The organism is Paraburkholderia madseniana (assembly GCF_009690905.1).
GTDB classification, from domain to species: Bacteria; Pseudomonadota; Gammaproteobacteria; order Burkholderiales; family Burkholderiaceae; genus Paraburkholderia; species Paraburkholderia madseniana.
The window spans coordinates 45,763-69,148 of sequence record NZ_VOSW01000026.1; the positions used below are offsets into that span (position 1 = coordinate 45,763).

Below are 23,386 nucleotides of genomic sequence, written 5' to 3' on the forward strand. Positions count from 1 at the left end.
GTCTGCGAAAAAGCGACCCGCCGCCTCCGCGGTAGAGGGTCAAGCGACGACGCCGGTTCTTCGTCTGTTCTCTTACGCCATTCCCCGTTGGCGTCGGCCCAAGCCTCTGCGGCTCTCATCGCAGCATCCCCTCAGGGAGTCGGTGTTGCGTCCATGTGTCTGCACATAGAATCATCTGATAAAGGTCGGACGAGCTCGGCGTGCAAGCAGGCTACGAAATGTTCGTCTATGAATTCGAAGGGCTGGATTTTCCAGTCGATGCCGCAACGTCCGCTGCTTAGCAGTTACGCGGGCGCCGGCTTGAGCCGGGAGTCCGGCATTGACGCTGGTCTGTCCGATGAACAACTTCGGGCGAATTATGCACAGATTTGCGAACAGATTTTGTGGATAACTCGTGCTTCCCGCAACGCAAGTGGATAAGTCTTGACTCCCATGTGTACGGACCAATGGCCAACTCTGCCCAGAGCTTTCCTGTGGATTCTCGAATCACATTCGTTCTTGAATGCCGCTCGGCCGCGACCTATCTTTGTGATGATTCCGCTCTCAGGAGATAACCATGAACCGCGCTGCGGTGGACGTGCATTTCGACAGCATGCACCTGTTTCTCGACATGTCCGACGGTCCGGCTATTCAATTTCCACTGGACTGGTTTCCGGTGCTGCAAGCAGCGACGGCAGCCGAACGCGAACACTTTGCCATTTCCCTCGACCATGAGCAGATATTCCGGCCTGAAATAGATGAAGACGTGAACGTTCCCGCGTTGCTTTCATATCGGCCCGAGAACGCGGGTCGCTAGCGTTCGACGTTGTGGTTTCAGGTAGCCCGCAGTTGCGTTGTTGGTTGACTGCTCCCACATGAGTTGGTGGCGGGCGCCGCGTACTACGCTGAACCATGTCCAGTGAAGGTAGCTGTCCCGTGTTGAGCAGGAGCAGTTGTGGCTGCGGTCGTGTTGAATTCCACCATCCTGTGTCCAGCGTGCGGACACAGGAAAGACGAGACGATGTCTGTCAACGCCTGTGCGTGGTTTTACGAATGCGAGCACTGCAAGTCGGTTATCCGGCGGAAACGCGGGGACTGCCGCGTGTACTGCTCGTATGGCACCAACAGGTGCCTCCCGATGCAGCAGTCAGACTCATGCCGCTCGGGCTAGGTCAGATGAAGTGTGTTGCTGCGACTCGAGAGCGTCGAGTCGCGCTTGCGCAATCTCGTCCGGGTGTTCGCAGTGGTACGCGTTGAACAACTGTGAGCATAGCTGAGCAAGTGAAGCAAGGTCTACGGACTGGTCTGCATGCTCGACTTCGCGCGCGTTGAGTACGTCATCGAGAACCGGAGCGAGACGGCGCAGTCGCACAAACGTGCTGGCGTCTAGTTTCATGTTGAACCTCCTGTGGCCAGACTGTGCAGTTCACCGAGTCGGCCAGCACCAAGGCGATGCTCACCATCCGTATGCCTGGCTCGTTAAAAATGTCGTTTGCATGCAACGAGTTTCATGATGTCTCTACCCGGAAGGGGTAGCAATGCAGGACCGGCATAGGTCGGCACCCCCAGTCCACAAGGCAATGTCCTTATATTGACCTTTTAAACTGACCGTGGGCTGACCGGCAGATTACGATTCTGTCATCTGCGCCTCCGCGGTCACTCCTCGATGGGACGCGCGGCTACCCGCATCGCTGCGAAAAAGTGAATGGTTAGCCTTAGTTAGTGGCCAAGAGTGAGAGCTAGACCTGGCGGTGCGCGTATAGACCTAGACGGTAAAGCCGACAAACGGTTTTCCCATAGCAGGACAAACCGTTCTCTACCGGAGCCTGCGTTGTTCGCGCGCGATGCTTACCCGTGCGAGCGCTCGTGATGGTGAAGCTGATGATGGGGAGGTTGATAATGGTGCCGCACAGAGGCGTGCCGGTCGTCGCGGTGCTCGCAACGCCAAGGGTTTGATGATGCGTGTCTGAGTTCAACGTTTAACTGCCAATAACGGTCCCACAGGGTTTGCCGGCGCAATTGAATGCCCATTGTACGGAATGTCACTAGCGGTTCGGGAAATCGCACCTGGGAACGCGACACGCTCGTAAGCCGTTGGCTCGCCAGCGCGCCATTCCGGGTTGCGGCCAGGTTGGACGTAGTGGGCGGTGGAACACCGGTGCTGGTCCATCGGCCCCGAGTTATAGCGTACTTCACGGATTGGGCTGCTCCCCGGGCAACTCAGCACCATGCGCACGAATCGCTGCAATCAACTCTGCGGCAGTAATCTCGTAGCGTATTTCGCGATGAATGCCAGGCTTCCGTTGGTCGACGTCGATGAGCAGGACGGCCTTGCCGTCTGCCGCTGCTTCCAAGCGCAAGACGCGCACGTCTTGGCCGGTCGTGTCGTCTCGCTCAGTCATCAGAATCATCGTGCCTGTCGCACCGTTGATACGCATGAAACATCTCCCATTGCTTGCATTTCATCGGGGTTCGATTGCCCGGCCGAACATTCGTCGCGGCGTCGGCTGCACCCACCGGCCAAGTTGAGCTACGACGCTGCCTGCTGCGGGACGTCACAATCAACGGGTGAACCGGTGACGAGCTGCATGCTACAGATGCGTCGCTGTCGAATTTTCGCCTGACGTGCGGGACATGAGGATGTCAAACGCTTCGCGCGCGTCTTTCAGTTCTTGCATCGAGACTTCGAACGCCACCAGCTCCAGCGTCGACGGCTGTCCGTCTCCATCCGAAGCAAAGCGCGGTTTAAGAGCGGTCAGCGCAGCTTGCACTGCGTGAGCCGCATTCACCACTCGTTCCAGCGCAAGTGCTTCATCAGTTGGCTTCCTTACTGTGAGCATATGGCTCCTTGCGACAAAATAGCGCTACCCAAGGCGCGATTCCGGCCGCGTGCACCTCCAGCGCCGAGAGAACGCATACATGATAAACACCCGGTAGTATTAGCACCGCTGTGGCTGGGCGCGGCCGCTCGGTCCGGGCGGAGCGAGCGGCGACGTCTAACGCAATCACACGGCACTTGTGTAAGCACGTATTGTTAGCTCCTGCTCTCAGGCGGGAACACGCGCCAGGTACCGTCATCGTGCCGGAAGAAAAAGAGTGCAACCGGGCCTTCGGGTCGCAGTGCCTCAACGCATACATAACGTCTCCCATTAGAGGCTGTGCGACCGAATCGGGTTACCCGAACTGGCGTCGCGGAAGTTGGCGTCAGCCATTTTTCAACCAGCAAATGCAAAGACTTTTCTGCGGAGGTCATCCGCTTCTCCTTCAACCTCGCTCCCGTTGGTTCGGTCGTGCCCCATTGGACTTGGCATGACGAAGTTTCGGCCACAAGGAGTCTGGTCAAATCGCATGATTGACAGTGGAAGCAACGCAACGAAGCAACGGTCGCTACCCGCGCAACCATGCCTGCAAATTTTTAGCTCAGGCCACTGCTCCATGACGCCGTCCGAGGCGCGCTGGACGCCGCCGTGCTCCAGAAGGCCGCGCGCAAAAAAAAGCGAGCAGGGGCTCGCTTGAAGAATTAGACGACGGTGGCCGACGTCAAAAACGCTGTTACTCCTCAGCGGCGGCGACTGGTACAACGGCCTGTCGAGTCCGCTTGGCCGAGGCCGACGACGCAGCGCTAACATTGCTTTCGGCAATCTCAACCGCTTGCTTCGTAGCGTTTTTGGCAGCTTCATACGTCGTGCTGGCCGTTTCGCTGGCCGTCGTGATGAATGTCTTCCATGCTGCCACGGCGGTTTCGCTTCCGGCCGGTGCGTACTTCGCGAACTTGTCGACGAACTCTTGCGTCTCGCGATAGTACTGCTGGAACTGCGCTTCAGCCGCCGCCGCGAATTCACCTTGCGTGCTGGAGATGATTTCGTACACGTTACGGCCGTACGACTGCGCTTTATCTGTCACGGACTGCGTATAGCTGGCCTGCAGAGCGAACAAGTCCTGTGGGTCTTTAACCGAAAGCGCCTTGGCCGTGATTTCCTGATTTTCGGTGAGCGTCGATTTGACCGCTTGCAGGTTCAGCTCAACCAGCTTTTCAATGCCACCGAAGAACTTGCTCAGGAGTCCGGATATTGTTTCGAAAACGACCTTCTGCGCCGCGAAAAGTTGTTCAGGGGCGAGACTGCTCATCACTAACTCCATAAGGGTGGACGTGGCAAGTCTTCGGAACACCGCCGAACGGCATTACAAACGACGAGCCACGGAGTAGGAAAGTTGGTGCGATGCAACATGACTCATTCTAGGACTGGGTGTGCGAATGTCAATCGTTTGCTGCGTTGCGGTGACGCGCGGCGTGTACCGGAGACGCTGAATGCCCCGTTGGTATTGGCGCACAACGGTGAGCCAGGGAAAACCCGGCCAACCCTTGGAGCCTTGCCTGGAGGTAATACATGAACATTTACCTGGGTGTGTGCAACGCCGCAAAAAAGGGTTGCAGTCAGCCGGCCGAAGCCGTTATGGAGTGCTGTCTAACTCGAAGCGCAAAGTCGTTGGCGGCGCGTGCGTCTAGGTGTGAGTGAAGACGACGTGCAATATTGGCGACGCGGAATCACTGTTCCGCCGCTGAACGCCTGTACGCGTCTCGCCGCCGTTCTCAATCTCGACGGTTACTGGCTTTGCAACAGGGCAGACCCATGTCGCCTAGTCCGCTCTTCGTGGGAATCTTTGGCTCACGAGTTGGTACCCTGTGAGTCCAGATGCGTCCTGGTGCTCGCACCTCGGTCGGCGTGGCGCCCGCGACGATTCATCTGCGGTCTTTCACGCGAACATAGATGGCAGGGGAGTCCAGGTCGCCAGTGAGTTTGGTGCTCCACTGCTTCGTAGCGTTCATCGGAAAGTCCTCCGATATTGGGGACGATTGTTGCCAACCCCAGAGTGGCGCTCGCCGATGCAATCTCCCCTCGACCAGCGTTCATTCGTAGCCATGACGCGCGAACCAGTTGTCTTCCGTGTCGGCACGAGCATGTCGAAGGCAGAGCATGAAGGAGTCCGCCGTGCAGATTCTGGTTGCATCCGACCGCGGCCCCGCCCATCTGGATTTTAGGGATATGCTGCGTCTAAATGACATCGCGACTCGTGTCTTTAACCTCTTCACTTGAAGTGAACTTCGTCGGACACGTTAGCCCCAGTTCTTACGGGACTCTTTTATTGGGACGGCCCGCTCGACGCAAGCGTCTCGGATGCCTGGTAACCCGATGGATTGGCAACGAGAGACAGCGCATTGATATGCATTGGATTAGCTCATGCAAAATGTTCTCGGAGCAGAGAGAGGCAATCTCGTGTAGCGTTGACTGCGCCCCGTCGGCATACAATGTCCGCCGAGTGTTCACTTCCTAATGAGGACGCGATGGCCGACAACATTGAGTCGAAGGTCATGCAGGGCGGCGAAGCTGCCGGACAATTTGATGCCGCGTGCAATCACGTTCGGCAACTGATGGGCGCGCGCTGCGCTGCCGTCATCGTTCTCGACAGCGACGCCGGCTCGGGATACTCCGTTGTGGGACCACTGGACGCACAGGTTTTGCTGCCTGACATTCTGCAACAGCTAGCGGTCACCCTCCGGAGACAACTCACGAAGAACTTGCAGTGAGAGCTATGAGCAAGAAGACCTATCGGGAGCTCTCGGCCGACCTGGCTGAGCTTGAGAAGCGCATTGAAAGCGCACGGCGTATCGAACGCGATGCCGCCATCCAGGAAATTCGCACATTGATGCGCGAATATGGTATCGCGCCGAGTGAGTTGGTTGGCCGGAAGCGTGGACGGCCTCCCGTCCCACCGCGATACAGGAACCCAGAAACCGGGCAAACCTGGACCGGATGGGGCACACGCCCCAAATGGCTGGATGGTAAGGACTCGCGGGAATTCCTTATCGTCAGGCCATGGTCTACAAGCACTCTGACGCAAACGCCCGAGTCAACGGATGGAACCCACGCTTACAACAAACGTCGCGACGTCACCGCGACTTAGACAACCAACTGCATTACGACGTGAGACGATGGCTCGAATTTCCGCAACCTCAGCTAAACGTGGCCATCGATTCTTCAATGCGCCCGAAGCCGCGGTTCTGACGACCGAAGAGCGTCTCAGGGTCGGCACGGTCCTCTACCGGTGTTTCGCTGAGTTCGCGGAATGTCGTGACAAGGCTATGCCATGAAGCGGCCCACCTTATCTCCCTTAAGCGGACACCAGTGGTGTCGGTAATTCGCAAGACACCAGTGTCAGGGAAGAATGTGAGCGTGACGGCTATGCCGTCAATGACGCAGGTTGCAGTGCACGATTTCGTTGCCAGCACGTTTGTCTCCAGTGAGATGTAGTCTGAGCGCCACTCGAGTGACGGGCTGTCACAACGACGCAATGAGTATGCCCGGCAATCACCGCTCGCTCGTCTCGCTTGTGACACAAAGGCTTCATTGCGCTGCACCGGCGGGACCCGGTAAGCGGAGGATGGAAAGGATGCCGCAGTGTTGGGCCCCGGCTAACACCATGAATCATGGTTGCAGACGCGAAGCCAACACTTGCAAATAGCCTGTGTTGCCAGGCGTGCAAAACATCGATATCCGTTCGCCGCAGCGCAAATGTGGCAGAGCTGGTCACCGCTGCACAGCGTCTAGAGCCGCATTGAATGTTCGTTGAACTGCAACGCTGGAGACCTATAACAGAGTGTGATGTGCGGACCCGTCGCGGCCCCTCGACGGGAGGTCTGACTTTCACCCTGAAGATGACCGAGCACGACATGCTGGTCCGACATCGTTTTGTGCGAGCACGACGAAGCGTGGAGATGCTGAAATGGAACAAGACGATTTCAGTGCTTTCGAGCACCAAGGTTGGGAGAAGGTCGCGCAGCCCTACCATGCGTATTTCGGCAACTTGACCACACAATCCAATAGCGCCCTGCTCGATGCACTGGAAGTCCGCCCGGGGGGCCGTTTCCTGGACGTCGCATCGGGCCCTGGCTATCTCGCTGCCGCGGCCGCGCAACGCGGCGCCGATGCTGTTGGTGTCGATTTCGCGGAGGCGATGGTCAAACAGGCCGGGCGCATGTATCCCGGGCTCACGTTCCGTATTGGCAGCGCGGAAGACCTGCCTTTTCCCGACGAGAGTTTCGACGCCGTTGGCATCAGCTTCGGGATGTTGCACTTCGCCCATCCGGAGAATGCACTCACCGAGACGTTTCGGGTGCTCCGCCCCGGCGGCAGGATTGGCTTCACTGTGTGGGCGACACCGGACAAAGCCGTCGGATTCGCGATGGTGCTCAAGGCAATCGAGGCGCACGGTCGACTGGATGTTCCACTACCCCCTGGGCCGCCGTTCTTCCGGTTCAGCGACTTGCACGAATGTGAACGCGTATTGGTCGCAGCGGGATTTGACGAGCCCCACGTCCAGGAAATCAGCCAGACGTTGCGTATCTGCATGCCGGAAACGCCTTTCGACCTGCTGATGCGCGGCGGCGTGCGCATCGCCGCAATTTTGAAAGCTCAGTCGCCGGAGGCCTTGGCTTTGATTCAAAAATCGGTGTCCGAAGACGCGGCCGCGTATCAAAGCGACGGAGAGATTCGAGTACCGATGCCGTGTGTGCTCGCTTCAGCGAGGAAGCCCTGAACAGTCGTTGGTGGGTAGCGAAATCCGGGTTATGTGGGCCGGTGCAAAAAAGGAGAAACTTTCGTTAGAGAGGAGGACCCTTAGCGGAGCTCGTACGTGGTTATCCGCCGGAAGTCGGGTCAACGGCGAGCCTGGTAAATTATGGCCATGGGCTCGAAGGAGGGCACTGTAGAGGCAGCCAACTTGGAATACGTTTGCCTGGTCGCACCGGCACCTTAGAAGGCAGGGGACACAGTCCTGAACGTCTTGCAAAGAGTCGTCACGTTGGTGTCTTGTAATCCCCTCATCGCCGGACTATAACAAATCTTGCAACTCAGTCTTAATGCGGTTGCAGACTCATAAAGTCACCACGGGCAGACTTCAGTGCGACGCTTCAGCACCTATCTGCCAGCACTAAACCGCCAAGCAATGGCTTAGTGACGCAGTCCTCCCTCCTATAACGTTGGTCCTGGTTGCGGCAATCGCGCTTTGAATCAAAGACATTGCTCCGCGTTCTCGACCAACCAACCGACTCGATAGATTTCTCCCCGTCTCAATGAGGACGGAGGGCGCAACTCGCTTTTCGGATTGGCAGATGTGCCGCCGCAAGTATCCCCGAAACACTGCGGAGGAATACTTGGTCGCAATCAAGGGGTGAACATGAAAATGCGTCTGATAGCAGGAGTCGGCAGGAATTGGTTGCAGCAATGCGCGCAGCGCAGTATCGCGTCGGCGACGGCAGGAACGCCGAGCAGAACCTCGACCGTTTCCTCGCGCGTTGCCCGTGAGTTGAGACCGTACCAACTGCAAACACGTCGGCTCCGTTCGCGTGAGCCATTGCCTTGCGCGGCTTCCGCTAGGGAAAAGGCAGGCTAGGCCACCTGCCTTTTCTTCGATAGCCACGCGACTCGGTCCCACTCGTCAACAGAGCATTGCGGGCATTGACAATCGCGATGTTGGTTACATCTGCATTAGCGGGATGCGGGGGTGGCGAGAGTGCCGGTGCGGCCGGCTCCGCAACGACCCATGATTCGGTTTCGTCGACATCGGCAAACGGCGGATAGGACGCCTAAGGCAGCCGACGCCGCACTGACCGCGACGTTTGTGTCGTCACACGCAGTTAACAACGTATTGAATGGAGGCACCAAAATGATTGCAACTTCTCTTGTCTCTTCGCGCCGCGGCTTCCTGCAGCCAAAACATCGGTCAACTTATCGCAATGTATTGCGCTCCATCCTGCTGTCCGCAACGTTGGGGTTAAGTGCCTTGTCGGTCGGCCAATCCTCAAGGGCGCAGGAACTGTTCGTTGGCGACGTCGGGGACAGCTCAGTCAAGCATTTCGATGCCTCGAGCGGGACATATCTTGGCGCCTTCATTGCGCCGAAGACTGCCGGGCTGAAGGGACCCATGGGGATGATTTTTACGGGTGGGCAACTTGTGGTTGTCAACCAGAACCTGGGCACCGGCAAAAGCGGCGAGGTTCTGCAGTTCGACAGTGCGACTGGCACTTTTGTCGGCAAACTTGTCGCCTCGAGCGACCGAAACGCACCCTTTGCGCCGCGCGGCATCGTTCGCGGAGGGCGGGACAACGGCTTCTACGTGGCCGATATCGGTGACCAGGCTGGCAAGTGTGCCAACCAAGGCAACGTCAAAGAATATGACGCTGCGGGCGCCTTTCTAGGCAATCTGGACCGAAGTGCGTTTACCAACGAGTTCCATCCGCGCGGCGTGGTGTTTGGGCCGGACGGTCTTCTGTATGTCTCGGCAGTGGGTTGCCTCGACCCGAAGGACCCGCTCTACAAACCGCTCATAGGATACATCTTGCGCTTCGATGCCCGCACCAAGGCATTTGTTGACATGTTCGCATCTAACACCAGTGTCCCGGACTTGCACCGCCCTGAGGGCCTGGTCTTCGACAGCGCAGGCAACCTGTGGGTTACGAGCTTCCGCGCAGCTTCCAGCGATAGCGATAAAATCCTCAAACTTGATGGCCGGACCGGCGTCCTTCTCGACGAGCTCATTTTATCGGCGCCGGGTGCCGCCAGGGCCTTCGCACAGGCAATCATTTTCGGGCCGGGGGGCAATCTGTTCATCCCCATCACTGGCGGCGATGCCACGACAGCCGGTCAGGTGCGGCGTTGCAGCCCCACGACCAAGCTATGTGACGTCATCGTGCCGGCCAACTCCTCTGGTGGCGCACTTCAGCAACCGTTTTACTTAATCTTCAGGAACACCAATCCCGCGACACTTAACTACGAAGACTAGAAACTGCGTGAGGTATGGGCAGGGTTGGCCTGGCAGCTTGCCAGGCCTTGCGCCAGGCAGGTCAAAATGCGCTGGTAGCTGCAGCCAGGAGTGCAGCGCGCGAGGGTCCTCGGCGTTACAGCAGTACGGACGCCGGGAATGACCCCTCCTCCTGTTGCTTCAACTTCCTGCTGCTTCAATTGCAACCAACGATACGGTTCAAAACAACGCGGGGGAAGGCGGCGTAGATGGGCTCTATGACTTGTCGTTCCATGGAAACAAGTTTAGGAGTGGAAACGAAAATCTGATTGAGCGAAACGAGGGGCGTTCGGGGGGCAGTTCGGTGGATTGCGCGGAGGTTAGGTGCCAGCGGGTCGCTTCGGGCGACCAGAAGAAATGACACGCGCGGTCGTGTGCCTGGCGTCGGATGAGTCGGCGCGGACGGTAGCGATGCTGTCCGGGCTGAGCGTCATCGAAAATGGACGATGCCCGGCGAACCGGGCATCGTATGCTGCAGTGACGCGGATTTTCTCTTAAACCGGCGTGATGTTTGCGGCCTGCTTACCTTTCGGGCCCATCTTCACGTCGAAGCTGACCTTCTGGTTTTCCTGCAATGACTTGAAGCCCGCTGCCCTGATTTCCGAGAAGTGGGCGAACAAGTCCGCACCGCCATCGTCCGGCGTGATAAAGCCGAAGCCTTTCGCGTCGTTGAACCACTTTACTGTACCTGTTTCCATCATTCAATCCAACAAAGTGTAAAGAGCGCACCGAATTCCGTACGCCTGAATCTTGTACATATTGCAACAGCGGAAGTTACTGCCCGGCGCTCAACCACAGTGCTGAAACCGCTATCCAAGACTCCGACACCGAAGTTGTAGCCGATTGCGCAGTACGGGTCAATTCGGGAGGCGGTCTCAAATGTGAGGTGCATCACCTTATCTCGTATAAAGTATCGCCGTACACGAAAGGAAGCGCTACCAGCACGCTGGATGATTCAGGATTGCGTTCCCGTTGTTGGGTAAGCCGTGGGGGGTGTCCGGACGAAGTATGTTACTGCGACTCGAGGGCGTCGAGTCGCGCTCGCGCAATCTCGCCCGGGTTTTCGCAGTGGTACGCGTCGAACAACTGTGAGCACAACTCAGCAAGTGAAGCGAGGTCCACGGCCTGGTCTGCGTGCTCGACCTCTCCTGCGTTGAGTACGTCATCGAGAACCGGAGCGAGACGGCGCAGTCGCACAAACATGGCGGCGTCTAGTTTCATGTTGGACCTCCTGTGGCCGGACGGCGGAGCACACCCTGAGTCGACCGGCCCCAAAGCGATGTTTCTCCTTCATTTGCCTGGCTCGTTGAATATGCCGGTTGTCGCTGCAACGAATTTCATGATGTCTTTCACCAGAATGCGGGCACACGATGCAGGACCGGCATGGGCCGGCACCGCGCTAGTCCGCATGACCGTGTCCCAATCCTACGCTCTATCAGCTTTCCTGGCGCTAACACGCCGGTTATGGTTCCTGTTGCCTGGCGCGCCGATGTGAACTGGCCTCAGCCAACGCCCTCGCACGCACACTTCTAGTGCAGCCGGGAGCCTGTTTCGGAACCGGGCAGGAGGTAGATTTCCGCCGACGAGCGGCGCGTCTCGTCGCGACGGATGTCTTTCGGCGAGGCCGACTCAGCAGCGGCTTCCTCCGTTGCCAGGCGCATCGTGTTGCGGGTGACGACCGCGCGGAGCGTCCTGCATTCATGGGCACGCTTGATATCGGACAGCAATCGTACGGGATGTCGCGTCGTGGTTCTCATCTCTTCCCCCTGCTGCAGTGCACAACAGACTTGAGAAACTACTTGAACCTTAGACTGTGAAGGGCTGCCTCGCAAGGAGATGGACGATTTCACCGCACACGTTCATGAAAATAGCAACAGCACGGCAACACCCATAGCCGGACGGGGGCAATCCACTGGCAGAGGTCACATTTTGGCTTCATCGGGATGTGGCCGACCCATCAGGTAAAGGACGAGCCGGGCTCGCCGCCTGTCCGAAAACGAACGCGAGTCGGTTCGCCGCAATCCCGCCTGGACAAAACCGAGTGATGCCAGCTTCGGCCGTGAAAGCCGCTTGAATGTTGCATTGCACACATAGATAATTGTTAAATCGCGGCAGGAGGGTATACGCTTAAGTACCTTCCCCGCGAGAAGCTCATGGACGTATCTCCTCTCCTAGACTGCAACGGATTGCTTACCACATGGCGTCACCTGACCACAGCGGTGGAAGCTGACTGGCAGGAGTGGTATGAGCTGGACGAGCGCGGTGAAGTGGTGACGGATTCGCGCCCATCGGCGCGGCGCCAGATAGCGCTCACGGACATCTACTGTCAGCTCACGGAGCAGATTGGACATCTTGCGGCCATGTCGGTGACCGTTACGACCCTGTCATTTGGCATCAGGGTCCCCGATGTGGTCTGGATGCCGTGCGAAAGATGGGAAAGTTTCGACCGCGACGAGCCGGTGCCATTCGTGCCCGACCTGTGCGTTGAGGTCCTTCTTGATAGCGATAGGGCGCAAGATATCGGCCGGAGGGTCAATGCCTATCTGGAAGGTGGCGCCCGCGAAGTCATGGTCGTTGGCCAGCACGGACAGGTTGAAATCTGGGGAACGACGGGTCGACGCCGAGCTTCAATCTTCGGCGTGACACTATTGCTTGACCCCATGTATTTCGAAGAAATTGACGTGCCCTCCGTTCTCAGCGTTCGTTGTTGAGAACGTATCATTCTCATGAGGTCCACAGACGGCGAACGTCACCAGCATTTCGACACGGCGACTCGTTCGCTTATATACCGCGCAACCATCATTCGACAAAGCCCTGGAGTGGGGCGTGAAATTAGCTGCTGGTCGAACCAGCGAACGGACTGTTTCATTCCAACGCTGGCGCGTGCCTTCTTTCCGGCATTCATTCTTGAACGCCGCTCTGCCGCGGCCTATCTTTAAGTTGATTCACTTCAGGAGATGACCATGAACCGCGCTGCGGTGAACGTGCATTTTGACCGCGTGCACATGTTTCTCGATATGTCCGACGGTCCCGCCGTTCAATTTCCACTGGACTGGTTTCCCGTGTTGCAGGCCGCCACGGCAGCCGAGCGCGAACACTTTGCCATCTCCCTGGACCATGAGCAGATAATCTGGCCTGAAATAGATGAAGACGTGAACGTTCCAGCGTTGCTTTCATATCGGCCCGAGAGCGCGGGTCGCTAGTGTTTCGCTGTTGAGCGTATTCTGCCTGGACCAGCAGCGTACGCGTGAGCGTTCCGATATCACGGCTGTGGGGCGATTCGTCACACCCCACATACACACGCGGCTCGGGCGTCAATGCCGCGAGTCAAAGGCTCTTCCGGCCTGCCTCCTTGCGCATTCCAGGCCCCAGGTAAACAACTGGATACGACTGGCAGGTGGTGAGGGCGTTTCTGCCCGTTCAGGCCGACGCCCCCAAGTTCAGCCGATTTTTCGTAGCCCTGAACTCGTGACCAAAGGCCCGCCAATCTTAGACAATGCCCCGTAACTTGCCATCGGCACGATTCGCCAGGATGTACTGCAGCTTGTCGAGCGATAGTGGCTTGGTCAGATGGAAATCAAAGCCGGCCGCCAGTGCCCTCGACTTGTCTGATTCGGATGCATAGCCCGTGAGCGCTACCAGTATGACGTCGTCGAATCTGCGATTCAGGCGAACAGTTCGCGCAACTTCGAAGCCGTCAATTTCCGGCATCCCCACGTCGATGATGGCAACCTCAGGGTGCTTTTCAGACATCAGCCGTATGGCATCGCGCCCGTTGTCCGACGTTGTTACTTCATGACCTTCAAGCTCGAGCAAAACGCTCAGCGCCTTGAGCGCATCCTGATTGTCGTCAACGAGCAGGAGACGTGCCGGCTCGGGAGCTGCAGCGGTCGCGCTGGGGGCGCATGCGTCTGTATCTGCTGTCGTCCGGGCTATCGGCAAACGGAGTGTCACAACCGTGCCTTTGCCCGAGCCTTCACTCTGGATTGAGATTGTTCCATGGTGAAGCTCGACCATCCGCTTTGCCACCGCGAGTCCGATTCCCAGGCCGCCTTCGGAACGCGCCTGGCCAAGGGCAGACTGCGCGAATAACTCAAAGACGTGCGGCTGGACCGCGCTATCGATGCCCATGCCGTTGTCAGTGACGTCAATAACAATCAGCCCGGGTGCTTCTTCGCGCGAGTTGTTTGGCTCGACGCGGACGTTGAGCTCGATGGTGCCTCCGACAGGTGTGTATTTCGCCGCGTTCGAAAGGAGGTTGCCCAGCACCTGGCTCAAGCGGACATGGTCAGCACGCACGGGGACGGGCTCGTCCAGCCCAGAGATTTTGAGTGTGTGCCTGCGGGATACGATGTGATGTCTGATGGCTGTCACGGCATCAAACGTAATGTCGCTGAGTGACGTGTCGCTGTGCTTGATAGCAAGCTTGCCATGTTTCAAACGGGCGGCGTCGAGCAGGTCATCGACCAGCGTGCGCAGATGCCTCATCTGGCGTTGCGCGATAGTCAGCACTTCGACGGCTCTTTCGTCTTCGGCGCAAAGTCGTTTTGCTGCACTTATGGCGCCATCGATTGGCGTCATCGGATTTCGCAACTCGTGACTCAGCATGGCGATGAATTCGTTATGCCGCCGGTCGCTCTCTTCACCGCTGTCGCGCGCATTGACGATGGTCAACGCCGAGCCGGCGAAAACGGCGAGGTTTGAGAGCAGTCTGACGTCTTCAAGGTCAAATCTGCAATCCTCTGTGTGTGACATCACCCATATCGCTCCTAGCTCTGCATTCTCAGCCGTGATTGGAACGACTATTCCTTCCGGAAGGTCGACTCCCGGAAACGCAAGACAAGGGAACCGAGCCTGAGGGTTGACGAATAGTTGCGGTGTCTCCGCTTCCAGGGTTACCGCGCACGGGCACTCGTCCCATGCGGTCGTATGGCCGCGCAGGCCAGCGCAGAGCCCGGCAACTGCGAGCCACCTGAAGACCCGATTGTCGTCAGGTCCTTCGACAAGACTGATGCCAGCGCTGCCAGCATGGCAAAGTGTCAGAGCCGTATCCGCGATGGCCTGGAGGAATTCGGAGCGCGGGCCGGCCTGAGCTCGAGCGAGTGCCACAAGCGCCCGGTTCTCGGCCGCATAATCTGCGGCGCGGACCGGCCTGCGGGCGAGCTCATCCGTTTGACTGGGCGCGCGATTGCTTTCCATGGCTGACAGAGCGACTGGAGAAATAGAGAAAGTTCGAAGGTCGGGATGCCGGGATGCTGCCAGCTCGACAGACGGGCGCCAGAGCGACGTTCTTCACGGCGGCGAATTTCACATTACGGGAGGGGCGGCGCAAAGTCAACGAGGGTTCGTACCTGCTTGCCTGCTGGCAAAGGTGGGCTCAGGCCACAAAGGGCAGCGACTTGAAATTGTTTATGGCGTCGCGATGGTCGCCTGCATAAGAGGTTGCTTTGCGGCCAACTTCTGTCTGTTGGCAGTCGGCGGAAATACGCACCAACTGCCGTCATCGTGCCTGAAGAAGAACAATGCGCGCGCTCCGGCTGGTGACGACGTCTCAACGCACACGTAGCGTCGCCCATTCCATCCAGTGCTACTGAATCTGGTCACATGAACAGGTGTCGCGGGAGCCGGTGCGAGCCACTTTTCGACCTGACAACGCAGGGACTGCCCGCTCGTGTTTTTCATGTTCCGCTCCAGCAGTTTTCCCGTTCAGGTAACGGGACGGCTTCGCACTATTCACCTCCTTAACGCCGCAGACACCCACAGTGTTGACCAAGGGGTTGTGAGTTCTGAAACCGAATATTTCGAGTTAAGTGAGCTTTAGAAAATTGCCCGGAGGTGCACGGCCGAAAGCATAGTCTGGTTTGTACCCTGAGTATCGAATCCGCACGTGGCTGCTCAAAGCGACGTTGTGAAGTCCGTCAGCCACGGGGGGCTTGCAGACAGCAGCGCCGTCTCCAGCGTCTTGTCCAGCCCCGTAAGCACGAGCATGCCGACGGCGATGAACACCGCTCCGAGGATGGTTGTCCCTGCCGTTCCCACTGGGCCAAGTCGGCGTCGCAGCTTCTGCGTCGAGGTCCGGGAAAGGGAACCGAGAATCGTAAGCGGAAGGCTGGCTCCGATGCCAAATATGCCCATCAACAGCGCGATACTCCCGAGACTCCTGCTTTGCGAGGCGAGTGTAGTGGCCGCGCCCAATGTGGGGCCGACGCAGGGACTCCAGACTGCTCCCAGAATCAGTCCGACCGCGAACTGGCCTGACAGGGTGTCGCCTCGTATCTTGCTCAACCAATTTTGACCCGAGCCACCGATTCCGGCGGCCGCGCGGATGAAAATGGCCTGCAATCGGTGGGAAAACATCGCGAGCCCAAACAGAATCATCAGCACGGCGGCCACGCGACGAAAGAGTTCACTATCCACACCCAGCGACGCGCCGACGCTGGCCACGAAAATCCCGATGACCGAGAACGACACGCCTAATCCAGCTGAGAGTGCAACGACCCCCAGCCGATGTGCCGCCAATGCAGACGCAACGAGTACGGGAACAAGGGCGAGCACACACGGTGACAGCGTCGTCAGGGCCCCGGCCAGGAACCCGAGCGCGTACGTACCCGGCGTGAAGTCCATTACAGGGCTTTGGCGAACGTGTTTTTGATGTCCTGTTCGCGCGTCTGCCCCGTAGAGCGCGCAACTTCGTGGCCGCCCTTGAAGACAACGAATGTCGACTGTTGGCTCACTTTCATTGCCCGTTTCAGGGCAACTTCCTTGTCGTAGTCGGCCACGAAAATGGTCACGTCTTTCATTTCCGGGCTCGCTGCCAAACGGTCCACAATGGGTTGTTGGACCTTGCAGGTCGGGCACCAAGTCGCGTGGAAGTAGACGACGGCAGGCTTCCCGTCGGCGTTCAGCCTGTCGAACCGGGCCTGGCTAAAAGGCTGCTCGCCAGCGAAAGCGATACTGACGACCAGTAACAAGCTCGTCGCGAGCAGATATCGGCGAAAAACGTTCAGCATTACGGTCTACCCAGAGATAAGCACAACCTTATTGTTAGACGTTCGAGAGACGAAATGATTGCGCCTCTTGCGTTACGATTGCCGGTAAACCGCAGGTAGCCTGCCGACCGCCGGCCCCGTCACACAGGTGAGCACTGTCCCGGTTGTGTCGGTGGCGGTGTGTGCTACCGGCACGCGTTGCGCTAACGCGCTCACTGGGTCAGCTCATCGCCGTTCATGAGTGTGTCGATGAGTGGGCACGACACCGTGCCTTTCGACGTCGAGCAGCGCTGTACCAGTGTTGCCAACGCGGCTTCCAGCATGGACAAATCCTGGATACGCTGGCGCACATCGACAAGCTTGTGTTCGGCGATAGCGCGCGCGGCGTTGCACGCCTGACCATCGTGCAGAGACAACAGCGCCTCCACCTCATCGAGCGAAAAGCCAAGCGACTGGGACCGCCTGATAAAGCGAAGCCTCGTCAGTACGGCTATCGGGTATCGGCGGATGCCGCCTGCTGGGCGGGGTGGCGCCGGCAGTAACCCGCGACGATGGTAGTACCTCACTGTTTCGATGTTGACCTCTGCCGCTTCAGCCAGTTGTCCGATGGTCATTTCCTGCATGGCGCGCTTGACTCCGTACTTAGGTACGCACCTAGACTAGACTCAACCAGTCCGAAAAGGAAGTGCCATGCGACCTCGCTGGGCCACTACCGGCTCCTTGTTAGCCGGAACTGCTGCCGCATTCGGGGCATCCGCCTGTTGCGCCGGCCCCTTGCTCCTTGTTGTGCTGGGAGTGGGGGGGCGCATGGGGCTCGCGCCTGACCGCGTTGCAGCCGTTCCAACCCCTATTTGTCGCCATATCCATCGCGTTTTTCGCGGTCGCTTTTCGCAGGCTCTACGCCAGGTCCGAAGAATGTGCGGTGGGCAAAGCCTGCGCCGTGCCCTCGGCGCGACATCGGCAGCGCTTCATTTTCTGGGTCGTGATGCCGGCCGCGCTCGCGCTGATGTCGTTCCCCCTGTATGCGCCGCTCTTCTATTGAGCACCTGCCATGAAGAAACTGATTGCTGTGCTCGTCGCGACGGCGCTGAGCGCATCCACGGCCCTCGCGGAGGAGCTTCGCAAGGTCACACTTGACGTCACGAAGATGGATTGCGCTGTGTGTCCGATTACGGTTCGCAAGGCAGTTGAGAAAGTACACGGCGTGGCTTCGGCTAAGGTCGACTTCGCAGGCAAACGCACGCAGGTAGTCTTTGACCCGAACAAGGCGTCGGTCGACGCGTTGACAAACGCTACCGCCACAACTGACTCCAGCTATCCGACTCACGTCAGGCAGGTGCAGTAATGATTTCAGTCGTGTTGGATTCCAACATCACCTGTCCGGTGTGTGGGCACAAGAAAAACGAGACGATGCCGACCAACGCCTGTGTGTGGTTTTACGAATGCGAGCATTGCAAGGCAGTGGTCAGACCGAAACCCGGGGATTGCTGCGTGTACTGCTCGTACGGTACCAACAGGTGTCCGCCGATGCAGCAGTCTGACTCCTGCTGCGCCTGACCAGGTTCACGCAATTGGCCAGGCGCGACGCCGAGACAGGACGCCCCGACAGTCACCGTTTCCGGAAGCAGGAGTAAAGAAACAGCTGGTTGGAACCAGCCGGCGTGTGGGGGTCTTCGAGTGCGCCTGTTACCCATTCGAATCCTGTACCGGATTCGTCCGAGAGCTGCTGAGCGTCGTATCGCGTGCAAGAGCGCAATTGGTCGAAACGACGGCGGTCAGTCGCGCAATTCAGCGCTTCGCTAGAGGTCACGCCTCCAATTCGGCTGTCCGCTTGGGCTTCGCTGCGGGTCGCGCTTCCGTCGCACGCGTCGACGCCTCCAACCAGAACACCAACTCGGCGTTATTCGTTTTCCCCGCTGGCGAGAAGTACGTGTCCTGCCACGAGTCATCCTCATGCAGTCCCTGCCAGCTATCCTTGGTCCCATGCTGCGCGAGAAGGTAACGCCAGCGGTAGTGGTCGTACACATCGAGCACGTGAACTGCATACGCAGATGCCAGGCTGACGTTACCTTCAATGATAAGGAGGTTCTCATCGTTGGTGGACGACGCCTTGTTGCCGAGGTTGTGGCTTCCGACAACCACGGTGCAGTTCTCGGGGTCAAACGGGTCAATGACAACTATTTTGTCGTGAATGACGGCGTGACCGGCTCTTGCGAGTTCCTTTTCCCAGACGCCGAATGCGTCATTTACTCCTTCGGTTGGAATCACCTGAGCGGGGTCCGCTGGCCTCGTATTGTTGTTGTGAAGGTCGATGACGAAGTTGCCCGCGCGGTCTGCATTGGTGAGTGCGCCCCGGATGAAAAGTGTGCTGTTCTTTTCCTGCGCTGACGCAGCCGCGTCAATGATGCTGGGCTGGCCTGGGTCGAAAGCTAAGAACAGCACCGCTGATTTTGCGTTCTCGATGCGCGCATACACATTCGCCATATCCGGCGGCGTCACGCCTTTCGCCTTGTTCTTCTGCGGCGTGTTCGGTGAGAACCACAGCGTTGCTTTCTTCGCGCCGGGAATCTCCACGGCGATGGGGGATGCGTTTTCCGTCCGGAACGTCTTGCTCTGTAGTGCATGAGGGTCCGTGCCCGCGTCTAGCGTATCCTTCTTGAGCGCATCCCAATAGTTCGAGTAAGCGTTTGCCAGTGTTGGAGAGCGCAGCACGATGCTGTTATTCGTTTGTGCGCACAGCCCCGTCGGCGTCCAATTGGTCGAGCCAGTCAGCACGGCCGCCGGCTTGCCATAAGCATCGACGTAAAGCATGAACTTGTTGTGCCCGATATGGCTGCCGTCGGGCAGCATCCGGTCTATCACGTCGACTCCGGAATGATGGAGCGCTACTCGTGCGGGCGCGTTTTCCTTATCATCGTGCGTCGTGCTGTCGTAGGTGTTCGACAGAATCAGATGCAATTGTTTGTTGCTGACCAGAGATGCTTCGAGTTGTTTGTCGGCGAGCTCATACAATGCGCCGTAACAGCTTCCACCGTGCGCTTTTGCCTCCACCAGCAGCGATGGCAGCACTGTGACCAGGTCGCCGGCCAGCGACTTTCGCAGTGGGTCATTGGCGTCGGCGATGCGTTTGAGCAGAGCGCCAGAGTCCGGCAAATCGGCCTTGCTCTTGGGGAGCTGACGGGCTACGGCCTGCGTGGCAAGTATCCCCCGATTGAAATAGCATTTGATGGCTTCAGGGTCTTCCTGCGGACCGTGTTCGGCCGTCAGACTGACTGGGTTCGAAAAGAGAGCGCTTACGCCTGTGAGCGGCGACAGCTTCGGCGACGCATCTTTGCTGAAGGTCCCCTGAAGTGGGATGATTTGATAGATGTAGCTGCCCTGTGTATGCGCATCCCGTGCATACAGGTCCTTCCAGAAGAACTTCTGGATTGGGCCCTGAGCGGTTGTTTGTCCGGATTGTCCCGAATTCGGATTGCTCGGAAAGCCGGCCATAGCGGGCAGCGATACGCCCTGTGGACTATCGCTTTCGAGATTCGCTTGTGATGCATCAATGCGTCGGACATCGAAGCCAACGCAATCTGGAAGCTTGTGTTCGAATGTCCATGCCACAAGAATAATGTCGTTGTTCGAGAGAGCAATACACTTTGTCGACATGCGTATCTCCTTGGTGTCGCGAGGCATCCGCGACTTGATGCGGTCGCTCGCTGAGCAGCCGCGTGGTATTTACGACGGGGTTGGGATGAGGGAACGACAAGTCACCGGCACGGTGTGTCGGCCGTCAAATGGTTGCCTGGTGGCTTGAACGTTTGATGACGGCCTGACAGGACGCGATGGCCACCATGCTTCGGAAGCACGCCAGCGACCCTGATGGCTGCATTGACCGTTTGTAAGTATTGACCGCGATGACTCGTGTGTATTCAGAAGCGCGAACGAAATGCCAGACCGTATTAATTTCCAGGCGTGCGTCGTTGTACGATTGAAATAGGGTCAAACACACCGTCTAGTAAGCAAGCGCTGTTGAAGTATGTTGAAAGCAGGTCGTGGACTTCTGTAGTTCCTTTCTACGTTGCTGTATCCGAAGGCGTTCCAGACATGAGCTCGCACAATTCTGCTCCGGCGATGGAAGAACCTGACGCCTCCGCTTCGGGCTCTGTCAAAGAAAGGCCCCTTGCGGAGTCGATAAGCGTAGCCACATCTGCGGCCGAAGCGTTCACTATCCTTGCCACCGCGACCGCTGCAGAAGCCATTCGTCGCGCCCATGCACTCCGCGCGAAAGCGGACCCCGAGGTCCTCCATAAGCTTCGTGTAGCGCTGCGTCGATTGCGTTCGCTGTATTGGGCCTACGAACCGCTGCTTGACAGGAAAGACTGCACGCTTCAACGGGAGGAGTTCAAGTATCTGGCTAATGCAGCGGGTAAAACCCGAGACTGGGATGTGCTGCGTGACGTTCTTTCAGGCGAGGAGCCAACGCGGCTATCGTTTGGCCCGCTGCTTCGCGTGGTGGGCGAGCACCGGGCCGCTGCACTGTCGTTCAGTCGCAGAACGATTCGCGGCGCCGGCGTCGAAGATATATTGCACGGCGCATTGTCCTCCGCGCAACAACAACTGAACTCACAAGTTGTGAATACGATGCTCGCAGAATTTGCAGAATCGCGAGTGGATGTCGCCGAGAAGGCGCTGAAGAAGAAGGTAAAGCGTGCGATTCAACCTGAACATCCAGGCTACGCCGCGCTGCACGAGGTACGAATCGCAGGGAAAAAGCTTCGATATTTGCTCGAGTTCTTTGCTCCGGTGCTCGACGGCAGCCATCGGAAAAAACCGAACTGTTGACCGGGGTGCAGGAGGAGTTGGGTAAGCTCAATGACCTAGTCGTCAGCGAGACGCTGCTGCGCCAGTATTCGTTCCAGCTAGGCGACCCGGACGCTGTGAAAGAGGCGGTGGCATTTCTCGGCGCCCAGAAAAAGCGACACATGCGCGCCGCTCACAAAATGCTTCGCAACGTATGGTGAGCAGTTGGCCGCCAAGCCTAGCGCTTTCCGCCGTGTGCCTAGCTGCCGGCGGATTTTCTCTTCTTCGCTTCGAGCCGGCGCGTTAGGTCTGTGAGCAGCCACTTCGCCACGACTTCAGGTCCGTTCATCCCGCAGTCGGCAAACTTGATTTCGTTCTCGTAGTAGACGATGACCGTATCGCTCATAACGCGATACCGGCCGCGATAGCGCGACCCGTTCAGTTCGATTTCAATTTCTCTGGTCGTTTCATCGTTGTCGGCCATCAATCACTGCTCTGCGGTATCTCTGATTTAACAAAAGGTACCGAACCGGATTGTCTTCGTCAACGACAGGCAAACCCGGGGATGCCGAGACCCTGAGCGGCCTTCCCGGTATACGCCATCGACGCCGGGTACCCTGAGGCGATTTGATGAGCATTGTGGCGGCCGCCTAGTGTAGGTCTCGCGAAACACCGCGCAGATTTTCACGAACGCGTTTGGTGACCAGGACCGTCAGGTAGTCCAGGATTCGCGCGCCGTCGCTGTATTCGGCCCATGTGTCTGCATACATCTTCGAAACAGTCTCAGTGGACGTATTGGTGTCAGAGGCGATTGTCTTGACGACATGTTCAAAGTTGGGTGGGGCCATAGTGTGCTCCTGGATTTTGAAGAGAGGGGCGCGCGCGGAAAGGCGATTAGACGATGTTGCCGCTCCGCATGCAAATTGAATCGACCTATCGTTGAGGGAGGGTCAGTTGTCGTCGTTTTGTCTGTACATATTCTTTCGTAGGCCTGACCAGTGGTGTGCTTACTCCACAATTCCGTACAGGTCTCTGGCGCCCCGTCAAATGCACGCGTCGAGCGCGCAATACACAAATCCAATCGTTTCAGGGGCTTGCGCCGCTTGCTCGCGAATTATCTACAGCCTTGCAAACAGATTGTGTGGACAACTTGCGGGTCATATCCGTAGGTGGCGTCGCCAATGCAATCGAGAACCGCTCAAAAACTGTATATACTGTTTATATCGTTTGTCAACTTGGGGATGGTCATGACCGAAGCCAGCATCAGGAAGCCGACCAAGAAAGCCTTTCACTTCCCGAAGAACGCAAACGGCCATGCGAAAGCCTCCGACAAGCAGGCAAATAGGGCAAATGCACCGGCCACCGAAGCCGTAGAGGCGAAACCGGTTTCGACCAGGGTTCCAAAACAGACGCGCGCCGCAACCGCTGGAGCAGCTTCAGCCGCTCCAGCGGTTGAAGTGAAGACAAAGCACGTGAAGAAGGAAAAGGTCGTGCGTGACAGCTTCACAATGCCGAAGTCCGACTACGAAAAAATCGCGGCGCTGAAACAGAAATGTCTTGACGCAGGCATATCGGTGAAAAAGAGCGAGCTACTGAGGGCTGGTCTTCTCCTGCTCGAATCGGTGCCCCCAAAGCGTTTGCTGGCAGCTATTTCTGCCGTCGAAACTGTGAAGACCGGCTGGCCAGAAAAATCGTAGCGCTGCGGTTTCCGCACCGGACGCAACAAGCGCGCTTGCGCATTACACGCTAGCAATTTTTCGTTGCTCATGTCC

At 57.9% G+C, this 23,386-nt stretch carries 30 protein-coding genes; 14 read left to right on the forward strand and 16 right to left on the reverse strand.

Features of this window, described 5'->3' with window-relative positions; translation table 11 throughout:
• Positions 1-556: 556 nt before the first annotated feature.
• Positions 557-796 carry a DUF2442 domain-containing protein gene (locus tag FSO04_RS15600; RefSeq protein WP_154560545.1) on the forward strand — a complete coding sequence of 80 codons (240 nt, stop codon included), beginning with the start codon at positions 557-559 and terminating at the stop codon, positions 794-796.
• A gap of 150 nt (positions 797-946) precedes the next feature.
• Positions 947-1,150 carry a GDCCVxC domain-containing (seleno)protein gene (locus FSO04_RS47520; protein WP_372342492.1) on the forward strand — a complete coding sequence of 68 codons (204 nt, stop codon included), beginning with the start codon at positions 947-949 and terminating at the stop codon, positions 1,148-1,150.
• On the opposite strand, the gene FSO04_RS15605 is transcribed toward FSO04_RS47520, so the two are convergent.
• The 4 genes from FSO04_RS15605 to FSO04_RS15620 form a co-directional block, all read right to left on the reverse strand.
• Entirely contained in the window at positions 1,133-1,375 is a 243-nt protein-coding gene (locus FSO04_RS15605; protein ID WP_154560546.1) for a hypothetical protein, read from the reverse strand. The genes FSO04_RS47520 and FSO04_RS15605 overlap by 18 nt on opposite strands.
• A 796-nt stretch (positions 1,376-2,171) precedes the next feature.
• Complete coding sequence (locus tag FSO04_RS15610) at positions 2,172-2,417, reverse strand: hypothetical protein (protein ID WP_154560547.1); 246 nt, start codon at positions 2,415-2,417, stop codon at positions 2,172-2,174.
• A gap of 153 nt (positions 2,418-2,570) precedes the next feature.
• The gene (locus FSO04_RS15615) at positions 2,571-2,819 is read right to left on the reverse strand and encodes a hypothetical protein (RefSeq protein WP_154560548.1); all 249 of its coding nucleotides are present in this window, start codon (positions 2,817-2,819) and stop codon (positions 2,571-2,573) included.
• A 712-nt stretch (positions 2,820-3,531) separates the two neighbouring features.
• Entirely contained in the window at positions 3,532-4,107 is a 576-nt protein-coding gene (locus FSO04_RS15620) for a phasin family protein (protein ID WP_154560549.1), read from the reverse strand.
• Between the two features lie 1,216 nt (positions 4,108-5,323).
• Between FSO04_RS15620 and FSO04_RS15625 the strand changes: the two genes are divergently transcribed.
• Positions 5,324-5,566: a hypothetical protein gene (locus tag FSO04_RS15625; RefSeq protein WP_154560550.1), complete on the forward strand. Its 243-nt coding sequence runs from the start codon at positions 5,324-5,326 to the stop codon at positions 5,564-5,566.
• 5 nt (positions 5,567-5,571) lie between these two features.
• On the forward strand, positions 5,572-5,943 hold the full coding sequence (locus FSO04_RS15630; protein WP_154560551.1) for an H-NS histone family protein: 372 nt from the start codon (positions 5,572-5,574) through the stop codon (positions 5,941-5,943).
• A gap of 49 nt (positions 5,944-5,992) precedes the next feature.
• On the opposite strand, the gene FSO04_RS15635 is transcribed toward FSO04_RS15630, so the two are convergent.
• Positions 5,993-6,268, reverse strand: a complete 276-nt coding sequence (locus tag FSO04_RS15635) for a hypothetical protein (RefSeq protein WP_168435699.1) — start codon at positions 6,266-6,268, stop codon at positions 5,993-5,995.
• Positions 6,269-6,762: 494 nt separating this feature from the next.
• Between FSO04_RS15635 and FSO04_RS15640 the strand changes: the two genes are divergently transcribed.
• Entirely contained in the window at positions 6,763-7,575 is an 813-nt protein-coding gene (locus FSO04_RS15640) for a class I SAM-dependent methyltransferase (protein ID WP_154560552.1), read from the forward strand.
• Between the two features lie 1,128 nt (positions 7,576-8,703).
• Positions 8,704-9,819 carry an NHL repeat-containing protein gene (locus tag FSO04_RS15645; RefSeq protein ID WP_154560553.1) on the forward strand — a complete coding sequence of 372 codons (1,116 nt, stop codon included), beginning with the start codon at positions 8,704-8,706 and terminating at the stop codon, positions 9,817-9,819.
• Positions 9,820-10,331: 512 nt separating this feature from the next.
• On the opposite strand, the gene FSO04_RS15650 is transcribed toward FSO04_RS15645, so the two are convergent.
• The 3 genes from FSO04_RS15650 to FSO04_RS15660 all read right to left on the reverse strand — a co-directional run bounded on the left by FSO04_RS15650 (position 10,332) and on the right by FSO04_RS15660 (position 11,594).
• On the reverse strand, positions 10,332-10,535 hold the full coding sequence (locus tag FSO04_RS15650) for a cold-shock protein (RefSeq protein ID WP_154560554.1): 204 nt from the start codon (positions 10,533-10,535) through the stop codon (positions 10,332-10,334).
• 313 nt (positions 10,536-10,848) lie between these two features.
• On the reverse strand, positions 10,849-11,058 hold the full coding sequence (locus FSO04_RS15655) for a hypothetical protein (protein WP_154560555.1): 210 nt from the start codon (positions 11,056-11,058) through the stop codon (positions 10,849-10,851).
• A 308-nt stretch (positions 11,059-11,366) separates the two neighbouring features.
• On the reverse strand, positions 11,367-11,594 hold the full coding sequence (locus FSO04_RS15660) for a hypothetical protein (protein ID WP_154560556.1): 228 nt from the start codon (positions 11,592-11,594) through the stop codon (positions 11,367-11,369).
• Positions 11,595-11,990: 396 nt separating this feature from the next.
• Here FSO04_RS15660 and FSO04_RS15665 point away from each other — a divergent pair, with 396 nt between their 5' ends.
• Positions 11,991-12,548: a Uma2 family endonuclease gene (locus FSO04_RS15665; RefSeq protein ID WP_154560557.1), complete on the forward strand. Its 558-nt coding sequence runs from the start codon at positions 11,991-11,993 to the stop codon at positions 12,546-12,548.
• A 252-nt stretch (positions 12,549-12,800) separates the two neighbouring features.
• Positions 12,801-13,040: a DUF2442 domain-containing protein gene (locus FSO04_RS15670; protein WP_154560558.1), complete on the forward strand. Its 240-nt coding sequence runs from the start codon at positions 12,801-12,803 to the stop codon at positions 13,038-13,040.
• 286 nt (positions 13,041-13,326) lie between these two features.
• On the opposite strand, the gene FSO04_RS15675 is transcribed toward FSO04_RS15670, so the two are convergent.
• The 5 genes from FSO04_RS15675 to merR form a co-directional block, all read right to left on the reverse strand.
• Positions 13,327-15,036, reverse strand: coding sequence for a hybrid sensor histidine kinase/response regulator (locus tag FSO04_RS15675; RefSeq protein ID WP_154560559.1), 1,710 nt, complete (start codon positions 15,034-15,036; stop codon positions 13,327-13,329).
• Positions 15,037-15,246: 210 nt separating this feature from the next.
• On the reverse strand, positions 15,247-15,519 hold the full coding sequence (locus FSO04_RS47530; RefSeq protein ID WP_166618190.1) for a hypothetical protein: 273 nt from the start codon (positions 15,517-15,519) through the stop codon (positions 15,247-15,249).
• A gap of 213 nt (positions 15,520-15,732) precedes the next feature.
• On the reverse strand, positions 15,733-16,461 hold the full coding sequence (locus FSO04_RS15680) for a cytochrome c biogenesis CcdA family protein (RefSeq protein ID WP_154560560.1): 729 nt from the start codon (positions 16,459-16,461) through the stop codon (positions 15,733-15,735).
• Entirely contained in the window at positions 16,461-16,847 is a 387-nt protein-coding gene (locus FSO04_RS15685; RefSeq protein ID WP_154560561.1) for a thioredoxin family protein, read from the reverse strand. The genes FSO04_RS15680 and FSO04_RS15685 overlap by 1 nt, the downstream gene beginning before the upstream one ends.
• 191 nt (positions 16,848-17,038) lie before the next feature.
• The gene (gene merR, locus FSO04_RS15690) at positions 17,039-17,449 is read right to left on the reverse strand and encodes an Hg(II)-responsive transcriptional regulator (protein ID WP_154560562.1); all 411 of its coding nucleotides are present in this window, start codon (positions 17,447-17,449) and stop codon (positions 17,039-17,041) included.
• Between the two features lie 206 nt (positions 17,450-17,655).
• Between merR and FSO04_RS47535 the strand changes: the two genes are divergently transcribed.
• The 3 genes from FSO04_RS47535 to FSO04_RS47540 are packed head-to-tail and all read left to right on the forward strand — an operon-like array spanning position 17,656 to position 18,383.
• Positions 17,656-17,868 (forward strand): mercuric transporter MerT family protein, encoded by a 213-nt coding sequence (locus tag FSO04_RS47535; RefSeq protein ID WP_233464868.1) that lies wholly within the window; start codon positions 17,656-17,658, stop codon positions 17,866-17,868.
• Between the two features lie 9 nt (positions 17,869-17,877).
• A complete protein-coding gene (locus tag FSO04_RS15700; protein WP_154560563.1) occupies positions 17,878-18,171 on the forward strand; it encodes a cation transporter in 294 nt (97 codons plus the stop codon).
• Positions 18,171-18,383 carry a GDCCVxC domain-containing (seleno)protein gene (locus tag FSO04_RS47540; protein ID WP_154560564.1) on the forward strand — a complete coding sequence of 71 codons (213 nt, stop codon included), beginning with the start codon at positions 18,171-18,173 and terminating at the stop codon, positions 18,381-18,383. The genes FSO04_RS15700 and FSO04_RS47540 overlap by 1 nt, the downstream gene beginning before the upstream one ends.
• Before the next feature lie 249 nt (positions 18,384-18,632).
• Here FSO04_RS47540 and FSO04_RS15710 read toward each other — a convergent pair whose 3' ends face one another.
• A complete protein-coding gene (locus tag FSO04_RS15710) occupies positions 18,633-20,507 on the reverse strand; it encodes a phospholipase D-like domain-containing protein (protein ID WP_154560565.1) in 1,875 nt (624 codons plus the stop codon).
• 411 nt (positions 20,508-20,918) lie between these two features.
• Here FSO04_RS15710 and FSO04_RS15715 point away from each other — a divergent pair, with 411 nt between their 5' ends.
• Positions 20,919-21,656 (forward strand): CHAD domain-containing protein, encoded by a 738-nt coding sequence (locus FSO04_RS15715; protein ID WP_154560566.1) that lies wholly within the window; start codon positions 20,919-20,921, stop codon positions 21,654-21,656.
• Positions 21,653-21,835, forward strand: coding sequence for a hypothetical protein (locus tag FSO04_RS15720; protein ID WP_154560567.1), 183 nt, complete (start codon positions 21,653-21,655; stop codon positions 21,833-21,835). Before FSO04_RS15715 ends, FSO04_RS15720 begins: the two co-directional genes overlap by 4 nt.
• A gap of 38 nt (positions 21,836-21,873) precedes the next feature.
• Here FSO04_RS15720 and FSO04_RS15725 read toward each other — a convergent pair whose 3' ends face one another.
• Together FSO04_RS15725 and FSO04_RS15730 are read right to left on the reverse strand one after the other, a co-directional pair.
• Positions 21,874-22,098 (reverse strand): hypothetical protein, encoded by a 225-nt coding sequence (locus FSO04_RS15725; RefSeq protein ID WP_154560595.1) that lies wholly within the window; start codon positions 22,096-22,098, stop codon positions 21,874-21,876.
• A 166-nt stretch (positions 22,099-22,264) separates the two neighbouring features.
• Positions 22,265-22,462 carry a DUF3562 domain-containing protein gene (locus FSO04_RS15730; protein ID WP_154560568.1) on the reverse strand — a complete coding sequence of 66 codons (198 nt, stop codon included), beginning with the start codon at positions 22,460-22,462 and terminating at the stop codon, positions 22,265-22,267.
• A 399-nt stretch (positions 22,463-22,861) separates the two neighbouring features.
• Between FSO04_RS15730 and FSO04_RS15735 the strand changes: the two genes are divergently transcribed.
• Positions 22,862-23,311, forward strand: coding sequence for a hypothetical protein (locus FSO04_RS15735; protein WP_154560569.1), 450 nt, complete (start codon positions 22,862-22,864; stop codon positions 23,309-23,311).
• Positions 23,312-23,386: the final 75 nt, after the last annotated feature.